Raw genomic sequence first — 16,562 nt, 5'->3', positions numbered from 1 at the left:
GTCTATTCGTCAATGGACCCGCACGCCATGTCGCCTCCCCGGTCCCCGGTCATGCCGGGAGGTCAGATCGTCCTGGACGCTCCGCCGGAGCTGCCGAACCCGACCCCGGTGAGTCCGATGGCGCGGCTGATGCCCGTGGCGATGCTGGCGGCGATGGCGGGCATGAGTGCGCTGTACCTGACCTCGGGTAACGGCTCGGCGCGCAATCCGATGTTTCTGTTCTTCCCGGTGATGATGCTCGTGTCGGTGATCGGAACCCTGGCTTACGGCGCCCGCGGGGCGGGGCGTATCGCCGAGATCAACGTCCAACGCGCCGAGTACCTGCGCTACCTGGACACCCTCGACGACGCGCTGGCGAACTGCGCGGACCAGCAGCATTCGGAGATGCACCGAATCCACCCCGACCCCAGGGCGTTGTGGACGCTGGCCGGCGCCGAGCGGATGTGGGAACGCACCGCAGATCGTCCGCAGTTCGGCTCGGTACGGGTCGGGGTGGGAGAGCAACCGGCGGCGACCACGGTGCTGGCACCCGACCTCGATACCGACGACACCGCAGACCCCGTCACCACCGGGGCGGCCCGCAGGTTGGTGGACCGCCGAGCGGTTGTCGGCGGGTTGCCGGTCGCGGTGCCGTTGCTGTCCGCCGCGGTCGTCACCGTCACAGGTCAGACCGAAGCAGCCCGCGCGGTGGTGCGCGCCCTGGTGTGCCAGGTCGCGATGCTGCACCACCCGTGCCTGGTCGGCATCGCCGTGCTGTCCGGACCGGAATCGCGGGAAGCCTGGGACTGGCTGAAATGGCTTCCGCACCACAACGCCTCCGGCACCAGCCGGCATCAAGTGGTGATCGTCGACGGTTGCGGTGGGCCGGTGCCCGCCGAAGGACTGACCCGCATCGAGATCCGCGCCGATGACCATCGGCCCGCCGTGACCGTGTTCGCGGACGCGGACGAACTCGCCGTCACGTGTGACGCGATGCCTCTGGCGGACGCGCTGGCGTGTGCCAGACGGCTGGCACGCCACCGGCCGTCGCCGGCCACCGCTCAGCACGATCAGGGGGCGGCGGACTGGCTGGGGTTGCTGGGGATCGACGATCCCGAGCGGATCGACGCGGACCGGATGTGGTCTGCCGGCACCGGCAGCACGCCGTTGCGCGTCCCCATCGGCACGGCCGAGGACGGAACCGTCGTCGACCTGGACATCAAGGAGGCGGCCGCGGGCGGAATGGGTCCCCACGGGTTGTGCGTGGGCGCCACCGGGTCCGGCAAGTCGGAGTTCCTGCGCACGCTGGCCCTGGGGATGATCGCCACACACTCTCCCGAGGTGCTCAACCTCGTGCTGGTCGACTTCAAGGGTGGTGCCACCTTCCTCGGCATGGAGAAGGTCCGGCACGTCTCGGCGGTGATCACCAACCTCGCCGACGAGGCGGCACTGGTCTCCCGGATGCGGGAGGCGCTGTCCGGCGAGATCCATCGCCGACAGGAGTTGCTCAGAGCTGCAGGCAATTTCACCAGTATCACCGAGTACGACAACGCCCGTGCCCGGGACCGGGACCGGGGGCTGCCCGCGCTGCCGGCATTGTTCATCATCGTCGACGAGTTCTCCGAACTGCTCAGCCAGCAGCCGGACTTCGCAGAACTGTTCGTGGCGATCGGCCGGTTGGGTCGATCACTGGGCATGCACCTGTTGCTGGCCAGTCAGCGCCTCGACGAGGGCAGGCTGCGTGGTCTGGAAACCCACCTGTCCTACCGGGTGTGCCTGAAGACGTTCTCGGCGAGTGAATCACGCGCGGTCCTCGGTGTGGCCGACGCCTACCATCTACCGACGCAGCCGGGAGCGGCGTACCTGAAAACCGCCTCCGGCGACGTGGCGCGGTTCCAGACCGCGTTCGTGTCGGGCGGGTACACACCTCGGCGACCGCCGCCCGCGCCGGCCGACCGTCCGGCGGCCGTGCTCTTCACGCCGTCGCTCCCGGCGCCACCGGTGCGGTCGGACCCGCAGGCGGACAACCCGATCCCGCCATGGTCGGTGCTGGACACGGTGCTGTGCAGGCTGGCCGGCCACGGACCCGCCGCGCATCGGGTGTGGCTGCCGCCGCTCGGTCGGCCACCGCGCCTCGGGGAACTGCTGCAGACCGCGGCGACGGCCCATCTGCGGGTACCGATCGGCCTGGTCGATCGCCCGTACGAACAGCGGCACGAGCACCTGTTCGTCGACCTGTCCGGTGCCGCAGGCAACGTCGCGGTCGTCGGCGCGCCACGGTCGGGAAAGTCGACGACGCTGCGGACCGTGCTCTGCGCACTGGCCGCCACCCACGACGCCGAGAGCGTTCAGTTCTACTGCCTGGACTTCGGTGGCGGCTCCTTGGCCGCGCTCGCCGACCTTCCCCACGTCGGCTCGGTCGCCGGCCGTCGCGAGGGTGACCGGTGCCGGCGCACGGTCGCTGCGCTGGAGACGGTGCTGCGGCGGCGGGAGGCGGCGTTCCAGCGGCTGGGCGTCGACTCGTTCGCCGAGTACCGCAGCAGCCCCGAGTCGGCCGACGACCCCTACGGTGAGGTGTTCCTGGTGATCGACGGCTGGGGCACCGCGCGCCAGGAGTTCGAGGCACTGGAGGCACCGATCACCGCCCTTGCCGCGCAGGGGTTGTCGTACGGCCTGCACGTGATCATCGCCGCGGGCCGGTGGGCGGAGCTGCGTCCGGCGCTCAAGGACCAGATCGCGACGCGGATCGAGCTGCGGCTCGGTGACCCCGCCGAGTCCGAGATGGATCGCCGGCGCGCGCGGGACCTGGCAGAGCGCCCGCCGGGGCGGGGGATCACCCGGGAGGGACGCGAGTTCGCGATCGCGCTGCCCCACCTCGACGTGGCCGGTCGCCGGGCGGGCAGGGCGGCCCCGCCGGTCGAACTGCTGCCCACCCGCGTGGATCACCTCGGGCTGGTCGCCGCCGCCGCCCTGGTCCGGCCGCAGCAAGTGTCGCTGGGAGTCGGCGAACGCGACCTGACACCGGTGCTGCTGGACTTCGCCGAGCACCCCCATCTCCTTGTGCTCGGCGAGGGGGAATGCGGCAAGACGGCGGTGCTGCGCCTGCTCTGCACCGAGCTCGCCCGGATCCACGCCCCAGGTGAGGTGCAGCTCGAGATCGTCGATTTCCGTCGCACCATGCTCGGTGTCATCGAGTCGGAGCACCTGGGCGGCTATTCGGTGTCGGGCACGGCCCTGACGTCGCGGATGGCGGCGTTGACGGACCGACTCGACCAGCGGATGCCGGACGAGCACGTCACCCAGCAGCAGCTGCGCAACCGATCCTGGTGGGCTGGGCCGGAGATCTACGTCGTCGTCGACGACTACGACCTGGTGGCCGGTGCCACCGGCAACCCGCTACTGCCGCTCGCCGACTTCCTGCCGCATGCAAAGGATCTCGGATTGCACGTGGTCGTGGCCCGCCGCTCCGGCGGGGCTGCTCGGGCGATGTTCGATCCTGTCCTCGCCCGACTGCGCGACATGGGATGCTCCGGGCTGATGATGAGCGCCACCCCCGACGAGGGAGTGCTGCTCGGAACCTCCCGGCCCGCTCCGCTGCCCCCTGGTCGCGGCACTCTCATCGCACGCGGTAGGCCGGACGAACTGCTCCAGATAGGCTGGGTGGCGCCACCGTGACCGTGATCGAGGTCGGCCCGCAGACCGTGCGAGGGTCCGGCGCCGCCGCACCGCAGGAAGTGGTCACTGCGGCGATCGAGTGCATCGACGACCGGTTCGCACTGCTCGGCGATCGCCTCGTCGAGGTTCGATCGCTGTGGGGTGAGGTGCTCGACGTCGTGGCCGCCGAGCACACCGGGACCCTGGCGTTGGTCTTCCCGACCTGGTGGTCCGTGGCGCGCATCGAGCTCGTTACCGATTCGGCACGCAGTCGTGCAACCGAAGTCGTTGTTCTGCAACGCGCTTCGATCCTCGCGCGGCACGGATCAGCCACGGCAGTCGAGTTCTCGGAGGATTTTGTGGTGATCACCTCTTCCGATGCGAGCGTCACGGTGTTGTCTCGCGCCGAAGGCGATGTCGCGCAGTATCTTCGCGGGACGCGCACCGTTGTGGTCGATGTGCCCGCCGGGGTGACGCCGCCGGATCCGGCGCTCACCGACTGCCTGCACGCCGCCGCGGTCACGGTGGCACACAGCGACCGACATCGCCTGCTGGCCGCGGCGAACTACGCAATGCCACATCATGGCCCGGATGGGTCGGTCGGCGTCGCGGCCCACCGCAGGAGGCGAACCGTTGCCGTGCTGGCAGGGGTCTTTCTGTCGGTGGCCGCGGCCGGCGGGGGATGGGCCGCGCAGGAGCTGTCGGGCCAACGGCCCTCAGAATCCGCCGGCACGCTGCTGGTCGAGGGGCGGGTCGCCGTGCGGGTGCCCGCACGGTGGACGGTCGAGCGCATCACCTCCGGACCCGGGTCTGCCCGGGTGAAGGTTTCTGCATCCACCGGAGACCCGACCGCCCTGCACATCACCCAGTCATCCGGCCAGGTGTCGCAGACACTTCCGGAGGTGGCCGAATCACTGGGTCGCGCAGTGCAGTCCGAGCCTTCCGGGCTGTTCGTCGACTTCGATCCGGACGGCAACGTCGGCAACAGACCGGCGGTGACGTATCGCGAACGACGAGCCGACAGCGACACCGCCTGGGCCGTGGTGATCGACGGCGCGACCCGCATCGCCATCGGCTGCCAGGGGCCACCGGCGCGGCGCGACGTCATCGACGCCGCCTGCATCCAGGCCGTCGAGTCCGCACAGGTGTTGCCCTGAAAAAGTGGGAACCGAACCGTCAGCCCCCGCGTCCTACTTACATACCGCTCGCCACACCACGAAAGGATCGCGATGACCAGCCCCTCAGGCCCCTCGAGCACCTCGGGTTCCGCGCTCACCACCGACTTCGACCTGATGGTCTCGGTCGCCGGCAAGACCGATGCCCGCAACGAGGAGATCCGGGCCATGCTGCAGTCTTTCGTCGGCAGGATGAACAGTGTGCCGCCGTCGGTGTGGGGTGGTGTTGCCGCCACGCGCTTCCGTGACGTGCTGCAGCGCTGGGACGCCGAGTCGCTTCGGCTGCACACGGCGCTGCAGCGGATCTCGGAGACCATCCGGGACAACGAGCGGCTTCTGCGGGAGGCCACCGACAGTCACTCGCAGCGTATCGGCGCCGTCGCCGGAAACCTCTGAGGAGCACCCCCGTGAACCCGATGCTGTCCTATGACTTCGGCGAGATCGAATACACCGTCCGCCAGGAGATCCACTCCACTTCGGCCCGGCTGAACGCCGCGCTGGACGATCTGCGTGCCCAGATCGCGCCGCTGCAGGCAACCTGGACGCGAGAGGCGGCCGACGCCTACCGCATCGAGCAGGCGCGTTGGGAGCAGGCCGCGGCGGCGCTCAACGACATCCTGTTCAGCCTCGGCAATGCGGTACGCGACGGCGCCGACGACGTGGCCGCCGTCGATCGCAGTGCCGCGGGCGCCTGGGGCGTCTGACGGCACCAACGGATTTCTGTGCGGCCCCCGGGCGGAGGAGAGCCGATCCGGGGGCCGCACAGTACTGCCGGTGCGCAGTTTGGACTAGGGTGGCGGCACAGCCGACGATGAGGAGCGTGGACGCCGGTGGCAACTCCGGACGCGGCGCACGGACAGGCGGGCGTGAGGTCGACACCTTCGCCGTCACGGCTGCGTGCGGTCCACGAGTTGTTCGTCGCCGGGGAGGTCGACACCAGTTACCTGAACTCGAACTCAGTGCGGCCGATCGTCGCCCAGAGCTGGCAACGCAGCCTGGCCGTGGGGGTCGATCCCGACCTCGGGGGAGCGCAACCGTCGCCCGCCGTCACCGCGGTGGACCGGTTGCGCCAGACGCACCCGCTGGCACCGGCACTGCCCGTCATCCGGCGGCTGCTCGTCGAGGAGGCCGTCGACTCCGGTGTGGTCGTTGCCGTCAGCGCCGCCGACGGGACGTTGTTGTGGGTCGAGGGGGACCCGACCGCATGCCGCAAGGCCGAGGCGATGAACTTCGTGCCCGGTGCCGACTGGAGTGAACGCGGCGCCGGGACCAACGCGCCCGGCACGGCGCTGGCACTGGACACCGAACTCCAGATCCATGGGTCGGAGCACTTCTCGCGCGTCGTCCAACCCTGGAGTTGCACCGCAGCGCCGGTGCACGACCCCACGACCGGCGCACTGCTCGGCGCCATCGACCTGACCGGAGGGCCAACGGTGGCGACCTCGCAGGCGCTGGCGCTGGTGCGGGCTACCGCGGTGGCCGTCGAGAATCACCTGGCACTGCTGCGGCTGACCGGTGCCGGGGCCCAAACCCCCAGCCGTAGGCCACATCTCGTCGTCCTCGGTGGCGACCGGCCGCGCTGGGTGACCACCGACAGCCACGGACACCTGCGGACCAGCCCGCTCACCGGCCGCCACGCCGACATCCTGGTCCTGCTCAGCACGCATCCGGAGGGCCTGTCCGCCGACCACCTGGCCGTGCTGCTCGACGACAAGGACCTCGACGTCGTCACGGTGCGCGCCGAGATGTCCCGGCTGCGCAAGGTCATCGGAGCCGAGAATCTCGGATCCCGCCCGTACCGGCTGTTGGCGCCCATCACCAGCGACGTCGCCGAGGTCTTCGACGCGCTCGACGGCGGCGACGTGGAGGCGGCGCTGGCGCGCTACCCCGGTCCGCTGCTGGCGCATTCGGTGTCCCCGGCGATCGCTCGGCTGCGCACCCAGTTGTCGGCAACGCTGCGCGGCGCGGTGCTCGCCGAGAGTGCCCGGGGGCGTGCGGACCTGCTGCGGCGCTGGCTCGACCTACCCGAAGGCCGCGACGACCGGGACGGGTGGCAGGCGTTGTGCGACACCGCAGGACTCGACGCGTTGGCCCGCGCCCAGGCGGGCGGGCATCTCGCCGGCTTGGACTTCGAGCTCGGCGGAACCTGAGCAATGGCGCCCACAATGCGCCTGAGCTGCACGTACCCCGGTCACAAACGCGAGTTGTCAACAGCAACAAGCTGTTCGAGGATCTAGGCATGGATTTCCAGACCTATGCCGAGTTCTTTCCGTCGGCCTACACCGCCGACATGACGGTGCCCACCAGCACGTGGTGGCAGTGGGGTGAGACGCGGGTACACATCGCTCCGCGCGGCTGTCCCGGACGCCGCGGTGCGCATGATGGTGATCCACGGGGGTGGCGGCTACAGCGGTGCACTCTGGCCCGCGGCGGCCGCAGCGGCCGGCGCCGGGGTCGACGTCCTCGCCCCAGACCTGCCGCTCTACGGCGACACTGACGTACCGCACCCGTCTCGGGTCCGCTACGACGACTGGATCGACCTGTTGTGCGATCTCGTGCGCGCCGAACGCGCATCAGACCCGCGCCCGTTGATCCTGTTCGGGGCCAGCATGGGCGGCATGCTCGGCTACGAGGTGGCGTCGCGAACCCGGGAAGTGGCCGCGGTCGTGGCGACCTGCCTGCTCGACATGTCCGACCCGCGGGCACGTGCCGCCGCGACCCGCATCGCGTGGACGGGACGACCGGCGCCGGGCGCTGCTGCGGGCGATCGACCCCGCACTCGGCAGGGTCCGGGTGCCCATCCGCTGGCTGGCCGACATGGCTGCCATGAGTTCAGACGCCGGGCTGTCGCAGCTGTGTGCGTCCGATCCTCGCGGCGGCGGGGTCAGCGTCCCGCTGGGCTTCGTGTCCAGTTGGATGAACTACCACCACACCGCGCCGTGGTCGTTCGACGCGGCACCGGTCACGCTGGTGGCGCCGGCCGCCGATACCTGGACCCCGCCGGCACTGAGCATCCGCTTCCTGCGCCGCATCTGCGCACCGACCCGCCTGGTCATGCTGGAGAACTGCGGACACTTCCCGATCGAAGAGCCGGGTCTTGCTCAGCTGCGCGACGCGATGTCGGAGACGTTCACCGCGGAGGCGGCGCAAGCCGGTTGACCGTCAGCATCAGCGACTCGACGTCGAATCCGTGGCGGGTCATCACCCGGTGCAGTTGGGCGTCGATCGCGTGAACCAGCATCTGGGCGGTGTACTCCACGTCGTCGCCGCCCCGGTCACAGCGCTTGAGATGGAACGCCACCTCGTCACCGATCCGGTCCTCGAACGCCTGTAGTTGCTCGAGTTGGCCGGCAGTCGGCGGCATCACCCGGTGCATCAGTGCGTGCAGCCGCGGCCGGTCGCTGTGCAGGCAGACCAGCGTCTCGAGCAGCGTGCGCATGGTGGCGTCGAACGGGGCGGCGTCGTCGCGGAGCTGTGCGAACATCTCGGTCAGCTGTCTGTCGGCGTCCCGCACATGGCGCTCGGCCACCGCGTGCAACAGCGAGAACTTGTCGGGGAAGTACTGGTAGAGCGTGCCGATCGACATACCGGCGCGCTCGGCGATCCGGTTGGTGGTAGCCGTCAGACCTTCCCGCGAGAACACCTGCGCGGCCGCCTCCACCAGCGTGTTCACGGTTTCTCGGGAGCGCTGCTGGCGGGGCTTGCGGCGTGGTTCGTAATACCTCGAATTCTGCTCGACGATGCAACCGTGGTGCAACGGTTGTCGGCGTAGGTTCAGTGACACACGACACACCACGAATACCAGGAGAGTCACCATGACCGTGTACGCACGCCCCGGCGCCGAGGGCTCGCTGATGTCGTTCAAGCCCCGCTACGAGAACTTCATCGGCGGCGACTGGGTGCCGCCTACCGCCGGGCGGTACTTCGAGAACCCGACACCGATCACCGGCCAGACGTTCTGCGAGACCCCCCGTTCCGACGAAGCCGATGTCGAGAAGGCCCTCGATGCCGCCCATGCCGCGGCACCAGCCTGGGGCAAGACGTCGGCCGCCGAGCGCGCGGTGATCCTGAACAAGATCGCCGACCGGATCGAGGAGAACCTCGAATCGATCGCGCTCGCCGAGGCCTGGGACAACGGCAAGCCGATCCGGGAGACGCTCAACGCCGACATCCCGTTGGCCGTGGATCACTTCCGGTACTTCGCCGGCGCGATCCGGGCACAGGAGGGCTCGCTGTCGGAGATCGACGACGACACCGTCGCCTACCACTTCCACGAGCCGCTCGGGGTGGTCGGCCAGATCATCCCCTGGAACTTCCCGATCCTGATGGCCGTCTGGAAGCTGGCGCCGGCGCTGGCCGCCGGCAACGCGATCGTCCTCAAGCCCGCCGAACAGACCCCGGCCTCCATCCTGTATCTGCTCGAGGTCATCGGTGACCTGCTGCCCGCAGGCGTGCTCAACGTGGTCAACGGGTTCGGCGTCGAGACGGGCAAGCCGCTGGCGTCGAGCAACCGCATCGCCAAGATCGCGTTCACCGGCGAGACCACCACCGGCCGGCTGATCATGCAGTACGCATCGCAGAACCTGATCCCGGTCACGCTGGAGCTGGGCGGCAAGAGCCCCAACATCTTCTTCAACGACGTGCTCGCCGCGGCCGACAACTATCAGGACAAGGCCCTCGAGGGCTTCACGATGTTCGCCCTCAACCAGGGCGAGGTGTGCACCTGCCCGTCGCGTTCGCTGATCCAGGCCGACATCTACGACGAGTTCCTCGCGCTGGCCGCGATCCGCACCAAGGCGGTGCGCCAGGGCGATCCGTTGGACACCGAGACGATGATCGGCGCGCAGGCGTCCAACGATCAGCTCGAGAAGATCCTGTCCTACATCGAGATCGGCAAGAGCGAGGGCGCCAAGGTCGTCACCGGTGGTGAGCGCGCACAGCTCGGGGGCGACCTCAACGGCGGCTACTACGTCGCGCCGACGATCTTCACCGGCAACAACAAGATGCGGGTGTTCCAGGAGGAGATCTTCGGACCGGTGGTGGCCGTCACGTCCTTCACCGACTACGAAGACGCGATCGGCATCGCCAACGACACCCTCTACGGCCTGGGCGCCGGGGTGTGGAGCCGTGACGGCAACACCGCCTACCGCGCGGGCCGGGACATCAAGGCCGGCCGGGTGTGGACGAACTGCTACCACCAGTACCCCGCACACGCTGCGTTCGGCGGGTACAAGCAGTCCGGCATCGGCCGCGAGAACCACAAGATGATGCTCGACCACTACCAGCAGACCAAGAACCTGCTGGTGAGCTACAGCGACAAGGCGCAGGGATTCTTCTGAGGTGGCTGAATTCGTGCTGGCCATCGACCAGGGCACCACCAGTACCCGGGCAATGGTTTTCGACCACGCCGGTGCGGAGGTCGGCCGTCATCAGCTCGAACACGAGCAGATCCTGCCGCGGGCGGGGTGGGTCGAGCACAATCCGGTCGAGATCTGGGAGCGCACCGCCTCGGTGCTGACCTCGGTGCTCAACCACACCAACCTGCAGCCGAGTGACGTTGCGGCACTGGGCATCACCAATCAGCGTGAGACGGCGCTGGTGTGGAACAAGCGCACCGGGCGGCCCTACTACAACGCGATCGTCTGGCAGGACACCCGCACCGATCGGATCGCCACAGCGCTGGACCGGGACGGCCGGGGTGATGTCATCCGCCGCAAGGCCGGTCTGCCGCCCGCCACGTACTTCTCGGCGGGCAAGGTGCAGTGGATCCTGGAGAATGTCGACGGTGTCCGGGAGGCCGCCGAGAACGGTGATGCGATCTTCGGCAACAGCGACACCTGGGTGGTCTGGAATCTGACCGGCGGTCCGCGCGGCGGCGTGCATGTCACCGATGTCACCAACGCCAGCCGGACCATGTTGATGGATCTGGAGACGCTGGACTGGGACGACGAACTGTTGTCGTTCTTCGGCATTCCGCGCCAGATGCTTCCCCGCATCGCACCGTCGTCCTCGCCCGAGCCCTACGGGATGACGTTGGCCACCGGTCCGCTCGGCGGCGAGGTCGCGGTGACGGGCATCCTCGGCGACCAGCAGGCAGCCATGGTCGGCCAGGTCTGTCTGTCACCCGGGGAGGCCAAGAACACCTACGGCACCGGTAACTTCCTGCTGCTGAACACCGGCGAGAAGATCGTGCGTTCGGAGAACGGCCTGCTGACCACGGTCTGCTACCAGTTCGGTGACGCGAAACCGGTTTACGCGCTTGAGGGTTCGATCGCGGTGACCGGGTCGGCGGTGCAGTGGCTGCGTGACCAGCTGGGGATCATCAGCGGGGCCGCGCAGAGCGAGGCGCTGGCCCGTCAGGTCGAGGACAACGGCGGCGTGTACTTCGTGCCGGCGTTCTCCGGGCTGTTCGCGCCGTACTGGCGCTCCGACGCCCGCGGCGCGATCGTCGGGCTGTCGCGCTTCAACACCAACGCCCACGTGGCCCGCGCGACATTGGAGGCGATCTGTTATCAGAGCCGTGATGTCGTCGACGCGATGGAAGCCGACTCCGGGGTGCACCTGGAGGTGCTCAAGGTCGACGGTGGCATCACGGCCAACAACCTGTGCATGCAGATCCAGGCTGACGTGCTCGGTGTCGACGTGGTGAAACCCGTTGTGGCAGAGACCACTGCGCTGGGCGCGGCCTACGCGGCAGGGCTTGCCGTCGGGTTCTGGTCAGATCCCGACGAGCTGCGGGAGAACTGGCAGGAGGACCAGCGCTGGTCGCCCGACTGGTCCGAGGATCAGCGTGCCGAGGGGTACGCGGGCTGGAAGAAGGCTGTGCAACGCACCCTGGACTGGGTCGACGTGTCCTGAGCGGCCACGCGTCACGGCCAAGCGTCTGGAGCCGACCCGAGAACGCAGTCCCCGCAAAGCCCGGCCCGCGGTGCCTGATAGAACAGGCAGCAGCTTCGCCGGACGAACCGCCCCTGTGTGTACGTGGCGGCGGTAGCAACAGCAGGCGGTCCAGTGTGTCGTTCAGTGGCTCCAGAACGCCGCGGAGCAGAAAATCGTTGATCAGTTCTGCCGCGCGTGCCGGTGTCGGCCCGTCCGCCCAGTCGATGTGTGGCGCGGCGAACTGCGGAAAGGGTTTCGAGGGGGCCGCCAGGACAGCGAGTCGGGACCGAGCAACGGCACCGCGTCGAAACAGCTGGCCGCTCCGACCGCCGGAGACAACAGACGCGCCGTGATACCCAGTTGGAACGAAGAGGCAGCCAGCCGGAGGGGGATTTCACCGGAACGACAGCGTGACGCCGCGGCAATCGCCGTCCGGGTTCGGTCTACGAAACCGCGCAACGTGGCCTCATTCAGCAACCCCGGCAGCGTCCGCCATTCGCCGTCGTCCTGCGGAGGAATTGCGAAGTACTCGCCGAGTGCTGCGAGTTGCGCCACCAGCCCTGGGCTGGCGACGTGACCGGCCGAATCACGGGCAGGGGAGTTCACGGGTCCACACGCTAACCGCTGCCTTGGTGATGGCGTTTTGACCTGCGGTGACGCCCGCGGGTAAGCTGCGTCGTTGGCGTGCGCTGGCCTTCGGGTCGCCGGTCGCCTCGGGTCCCTGCCGGTCGCCGAGGCAGTCCACAGCCCACGCTTGACCGGCCCCCGGGATACCGGGATCCAACGCCGAGGTGAAGGCCTCGAAACAGAAGGGTAAGCGCTGTGCCTACGTACACGCCGAAGGCGGGTGACACCACACGCACGTGGTACGTCATCGACGCCACGGACGTGGTGCTCGGCCGGCTCGCCGTCGAAGCAGCGAAGCTGCTGCGCGGCAAGCACAAGCCGACGTTCACGCCCAATGTCGACGGCGGTGACTTCGTCATCGTCATCAACGCCGACAAGGTCGCCATCAGCGGCGACAAGCTCCAGAAGAAATTCGCTTACCGCCACTCGGGATATCCGGGTGGGCTGCGCAGGCGGGCCCTCGGCGACGAGATGGAAAAGCACGCTGACCGCGTCGTCGAGCGGGCCATCGTCGGCATGATCCCGCACACCAAGCTCGGCCGTCAGATCCAGAAGAAGCTGAAGGTCTACGTCGGTGCCGATCATCCGCACACCGCTCAGCAGCCGGTTCCGTACGAGATCAAGCAGGTGGCCCAGTGACCGAGACCCCCGAGATGACCTCTGACATCGCCGCCACCTCCGAGACCGAGGTGGTCGCCGGAGCCGAGGCGGCTCCGCGCGAGCCCATCGTGATGGATCGTCCGATCCAGACCGTCGGTCGCCGCAAGGAAGCCGTGGTGCGGGTGCGCCTGGTGCCCGGCACCGGCCAGTTCAACCTCGACGGCCGCTCGTTGGAGAACTATTTCCCCAACAAGGTGCACCAGCAGCTGATCAAGGCCCCGCTGGTGACCGTCGACCGGCTGGAGAGCTTCGACGTCTACGCCCACCTCGACGGTGGCGGCCCGTCCGGGCAGGCCGGCGCACTGCGCCTGGCGATCGCCCGCGCGCTCATCATCGTGCAGCCGGAGGACCGGCCCGCGCTGAAGAAGGCCGGGTTCCTCACCCGCGATCCGCGTGCCATCGAGCGCAAGAAGTACGGACTGAAGAAGGCCCGTAAGGCGCCTCAGTACAGCAAGCGCTGATCTGTTCACGGCATGGCGCCCGGTCTGCTCGCACTGCGAGTGGCCGGGCGTCAGTCGTCTGCGCGGTGGGTACTCCGCATGGCCGGAAGGGAGAGGCCGATGAATGCCGTGAAGATGAATGTGGTCAAGAACGCCGCAGCCGGTGCCATGGTGGGCGGGTCGTTGCTGTTCACCGCCGGGCTGGTCGTCGCACATGCACAACCCGAGGAGGAGTCCCCCGTGACCTCCGACGGTATGGTGTCTGTGCTGGTCGGCGGCGCGACAGCGCAGGACAGTGTGCCCCTCGAGGAGGCCGCAGCAGCTGTCACCGAGGTCTGCGGCGGCGAGCCCGCGAGCGTCGCGGGTGTGGCGCAGCAGGTTGACACCGACGGTGCATCCGTGGAGGTGTGCCCGGATGTGCTGATCGTCCAGAACTCCGACGTCCCGGTGCAGTCGACGCCGACGGAGTCCACGGCGGAATCCGAGGCGCCGGCCGTTCCGGGAGCCGAGGAAGAGGCAGCCGAAGAAGAGGCGGCCGAAGGCGAGTAGGTCCGCCTCGCAAGGTGAGATCTCGCCCGGGTATCGATTCGGTGCCGGCACGGACGCCGAGAGCTGCGGTTGGCCCTCAAACCACTATTTGTGAGAGGTTGTCTCCCATGGCTCGACTGTTCGGCACCGACGGTGTGCGCGGGGTCGCCAATCAGGAACTGACCGCCGAGTTGGCGATGGCTCTGGGTGGCGCGGCGGCCCGTCGGCTGCTCCGCACCGGTGAGACCCGCAGGCGGGTCGCCGTGGTCGGGCGAGATCCGCGCGCCAGCGGCGAGATGCTCGAGGCGGCGGTGATCGCCGGGGTGACGAGCGAAGGCGTGGACGCGCTGCGGGTCGGTGTGCTGCCCACACCGGCGGCCGCGTATCTGACCAGCGCCTACGATGCCGACTTCGGTGTCATGATCTCGGCTTCACACAACCCGATGCCCGACAACGGCATCAAGATCTTCGGGCCCGGCGGACACAAGCTCGACGACGCAACCGAGGATCGCATCGAGGATCTGGTCCGTCAGGGTCCCGGGACGCGGCCCACCGGCGCCGGCATCGGCCGCGTCGTGCGGGCCGAGGACGCGTTGGAGCGTTACCTGCGGCACGCCGGCAAGGCCGCCACCACCCGGCTCGAGGAGCTGACCGTCGTCGTCGACTGTGCACACGGCGCGGCGTGGGATGCGGCGCCGCGTGCCTACCGGGCCGCCGGCGCCAACGTGATCCCGATCCATGCGGAGCCGGACGGCTTGAACATCAACGACGGGTGCGGCTCGACGCACATGGAGGCGCTGCGTTCGGCCGTGGTGTCCTACGGCGCCGACCTCGGCCTGGCCCACGACGGCGACGCCGACCGCTGCCTTGCCGTGGACCGTCACGGCCGTGTCATCGACGGTGACGCGATCATGGTGGTGTTGGCGCTGGCCATGCACGAGGCGGGGGAACTCGCCTCCGACACGCTGGTCGCCACCGTGATGAGCAACCTCGGCCTGCACATGGCGATGCGCTCGGCGGGTATCGACGTCCGCACCACCGGTGTCGGCGACCGCTACGTGCTCGAAGAGCTCCGGGCCGGTCAGTTCTCGATCGGGGGGGAGCAGTCCGGACACCTGGTGATGCCCGCGTTCGGCACCACCGGGGACGGCATCGTCACCGGGCTGCGATTGATGTCGCGGATGGCGCAGACCCGCCGCAGTCTCGCCGAGCTCGCGGCGCCGATGAAGACGCTGCCGCAGGTGCTGATCAACGTCAACGTGATGGACAAGGCCACGGTTGCCGATGCTCCGGCGGTGCGGGAGGCGGTGGCCCGGGTGACCGAAGAACTCGGAGACACCGGGCGGATCCTGTTGCGTCCCTCGGGGACCGAACAAGTGGTCCGCGTCATGGTCGAAGCCGTCGACGAGGACACCGCCCGACAGATGGCGGTGCGGGTCGCGGAGTCGGTCAGCGCACAGGGCTGACTTCGCGAAACCGGTAGGAACCGACCGGGCCTGTCCGGCGTCCAATCCCATATGGGGTATACAGACGCTGCGCGCGTCGACGTGGAGGCGGTGCGCGCGATCGCGCGTGAATACGAGACGGTGTCGTCGATCGTGGACGCCGCTGTCCGAATCCATCTCAGCGAGCTCGCTTTCGGGGCGGCCTGCGCCGGGCGCGCTCATCTCTCCCATGGGGACACACTCCGCGCCGCCGTGGACGACGTCGTGACGTCGCTGCGGCAGTGGTCACGGGCGGCCGACGAGATCGCCGGGGCGTTGCGCGCATCGGTGGACCGCTACGAGGACGTCGACGCCCGTGCCGCCGGACGGCTGGGGTAGGCCGCAGCGATGGCCGAGGCGTTCGATGTTCCGTCACGGTTGGCCGATGGCGGACCTGCCGTCGACATCCTGCAGCAGTACGTGTGGGCCTGCCGCCAACTCGGCTACCAGCATCCCGACATGACACTGCACCCCGGCCAGTTGCGGGACTGGTACGGCAGCGAGGACGGCATGGATCTTGCTGTGCTGCACAGTGATCAGCTGGCGTTGCAGGCTGCGGCCGAGGCCTCTCAGGATGCGCTGGCGGTTCAGGACCGGCAGCTCACCGCACTTGCGGCAGCGTGGCAGGGTGCCGGCGCAGAAGCCTCTCGAGGCTTTCTGCAGCGGCACCGCGAAGCGGCGGCGGCCGCGGCGACGGCGGTGCGTACCGCAGCCGAGGCGGTGGGCGCGCTGCGGGAGAGCCTGTGGCAGGCGGTGGACACGAAGGTGGAAGCGGTGGTCACGATCGAGAACGCCACGCAAGCCCAGCGTGCGGATTGGCTGGCAGCCGCCTCCACGGTGACGACCGGCGCGGGGGACCGGGCATCAGCCGCCGAGATGATCGATCAGGCCGTCAAACCGTTTGTGGACAATGAAGTCCGGAATCAGGCGCTCACCGCTCTGCGCACCGCGATGTCCTCGGTCGCCGACGCCTACCAGCGCGCGACCGCCGAGATGGTGGCCGAGCGGACACCGGTGTTCGAAGTGCCAGGAGACCTCGGTCCGCGGTGGAACGCGCCGCCTGCCGCTGTCTGTGATGACAGACCCCGATGCGAGGACAGCGTCGCACCCGCACCCGCACCCGCACCCGCACCCGC

General features: G+C 68.9%; 15 protein-coding genes and 1 pseudogene. 14 read left to right on the top strand and 2 right to left on the bottom strand.

The window, feature by feature from the left end; translation table 11 throughout:
- Positions 1 to 27 precede the first annotated feature (27 nt).
- The 6 genes from eccCa (at position 28) to WA944_RS24375 (ending at position 8,041) form a co-directional block, all read left to right on the top strand.
- Entirely contained in the window at positions 28 to 3,654 is a 3,627-nt protein-coding gene (gene eccCa, locus WA944_RS24400; RefSeq protein WP_526611514.1) for a type VII secretion protein EccCa, read from the top strand.
- A complete protein-coding gene (locus WA944_RS24395) occupies positions 3,651 to 4,790 on the top strand; it encodes a type VII secretion-associated protein (RefSeq protein WP_526373074.1) in 1,140 nt (379 codons plus the stop codon). The genes eccCa and WA944_RS24395 overlap by 4 nt, the downstream gene beginning before the upstream one ends.
- A gap of 72 nt (positions 4,791 to 4,862) precedes the next feature.
- Positions 4,863 to 5,204: a WXG100 family type VII secretion target gene (locus WA944_RS24390; RefSeq protein WP_526373075.1), complete on the top strand. Its 342-nt coding sequence runs from the start codon at positions 4,863 to 4,865 to the stop codon at positions 5,202 to 5,204.
- Between the two features lie 11 nt (positions 5,205 to 5,215).
- Entirely contained in the window at positions 5,216 to 5,512 is a 297-nt protein-coding gene (locus tag WA944_RS24385; protein ID WP_163888436.1) for a WXG100 family type VII secretion target, read from the top strand.
- A 126-nt stretch (positions 5,513 to 5,638) separates the two neighbouring features.
- Complete coding sequence (locus WA944_RS24380; RefSeq protein ID WP_526373077.1) at positions 5,639 to 6,958, top strand: helix-turn-helix domain-containing protein; 1,320 nt, start codon at positions 5,639 to 5,641, stop codon at positions 6,956 to 6,958.
- Between the two features lie 228 nt (positions 6,959 to 7,186).
- Positions 7,187 to 8,041, top strand: coding sequence for an alpha/beta hydrolase (locus tag WA944_RS24375; protein ID WP_526647431.1), 855 nt, complete (start codon positions 7,187 to 7,189; stop codon positions 8,039 to 8,041).
- Here the strand turns inward: WA944_RS24375 and WA944_RS24370 are convergent.
- Positions 7,939 to 8,481, bottom strand: a complete 543-nt coding sequence (locus WA944_RS24370; protein ID WP_526373086.1) for a TetR/AcrR family transcriptional regulator — start codon at positions 8,479 to 8,481, stop codon at positions 7,939 to 7,941. The genes WA944_RS24375 and WA944_RS24370 overlap by 103 nt on opposite strands.
- A 142-nt stretch (positions 8,482 to 8,623) precedes the next feature.
- Between WA944_RS24370 and adh the strand changes: the two genes are divergently transcribed.
- Together adh and glpK are read left to right on the top strand one after the other, a co-directional pair.
- Positions 8,624 to 10,147, top strand: coding sequence for an aldehyde dehydrogenase (gene adh, locus WA944_RS24365; protein ID WP_526373079.1), 1,524 nt, complete (start codon positions 8,624 to 8,626; stop codon positions 10,145 to 10,147).
- 1 nt (position 10,148) lies between these two features.
- Positions 10,149 to 11,666, top strand: coding sequence for a glycerol kinase GlpK (glpK, locus tag WA944_RS24360; RefSeq protein ID WP_526373081.1), 1,518 nt, complete (start codon positions 10,149 to 10,151; stop codon positions 11,664 to 11,666).
- Positions 11,667 to 11,677: 11 nt separating this feature from the next.
- Here the strand turns inward: glpK and WA944_RS24355 are convergent, their stop codons facing one another.
- Positions 11,678 to 12,085 carry a (2Fe-2S)-binding protein gene (locus WA944_RS24355; RefSeq protein ID WP_526373083.1) on the bottom strand — a complete coding sequence of 136 codons (408 nt, stop codon included), beginning with the start codon at positions 12,083 to 12,085 and terminating at the stop codon, positions 11,678 to 11,680.
- Between the two features lie 424 nt (positions 12,086 to 12,509).
- Between WA944_RS24355 and rplM the strand changes: the two genes are divergently transcribed.
- From rplM to WA944_RS24325, 6 genes and pseudogenes are all read left to right on the top strand, one after another.
- Complete coding sequence (rplM, locus tag WA944_RS24350; protein ID WP_159233522.1) at positions 12,510 to 12,953, top strand: 50S ribosomal protein L13; 444 nt, start codon at positions 12,510 to 12,512, stop codon at positions 12,951 to 12,953.
- 14 nt (positions 12,954 to 12,967) lie between these two features.
- Positions 12,968 to 13,435, top strand: a complete 468-nt coding sequence (rpsI, locus tag WA944_RS24345) for a 30S ribosomal protein S9 (protein ID WP_163895742.1) — start codon at positions 12,968 to 12,970, stop codon at positions 13,433 to 13,435.
- A gap of 99 nt (positions 13,436 to 13,534) precedes the next feature.
- Positions 13,535 to 13,963: a hypothetical protein gene (locus WA944_RS24340; protein WP_526371067.1), complete on the top strand. Its 429-nt coding sequence runs from the start codon at positions 13,535 to 13,537 to the stop codon at positions 13,961 to 13,963.
- A gap of 107 nt (positions 13,964 to 14,070) precedes the next feature.
- Positions 14,071 to 15,408, top strand: a complete 1,338-nt coding sequence (gene glmM, locus WA944_RS24335; protein WP_526611518.1) for a phosphoglucosamine mutase — start codon at positions 14,071 to 14,073, stop codon at positions 15,406 to 15,408.
- A 51-nt stretch (positions 15,409 to 15,459) separates the two neighbouring features.
- Positions 15,460 to 15,765 carry a type VII secretion target gene (locus tag WA944_RS24330; RefSeq protein WP_526375240.1) on the top strand — a complete coding sequence of 102 codons (306 nt, stop codon included), beginning with the start codon at positions 15,460 to 15,462 and terminating at the stop codon, positions 15,763 to 15,765.
- Positions 15,766 to 15,774: 9 nt separating this feature from the next.
- Positions 15,775 to 16,562: pseudogene (locus WA944_RS24325) on the top strand (hypothetical protein); the annotation flags it as partial.

Source organism: Mycobacterium sp. (assembly GCF_049683355.1).
Classification (GTDB): Bacteria; Actinomycetota; Actinomycetes; order Mycobacteriales; family Mycobacteriaceae; genus Mycobacterium.
The sequence above is the reverse complement of the archived record's forward strand: the minus strand, read 5'-3'. Positions and strand labels throughout refer to the sequence as shown.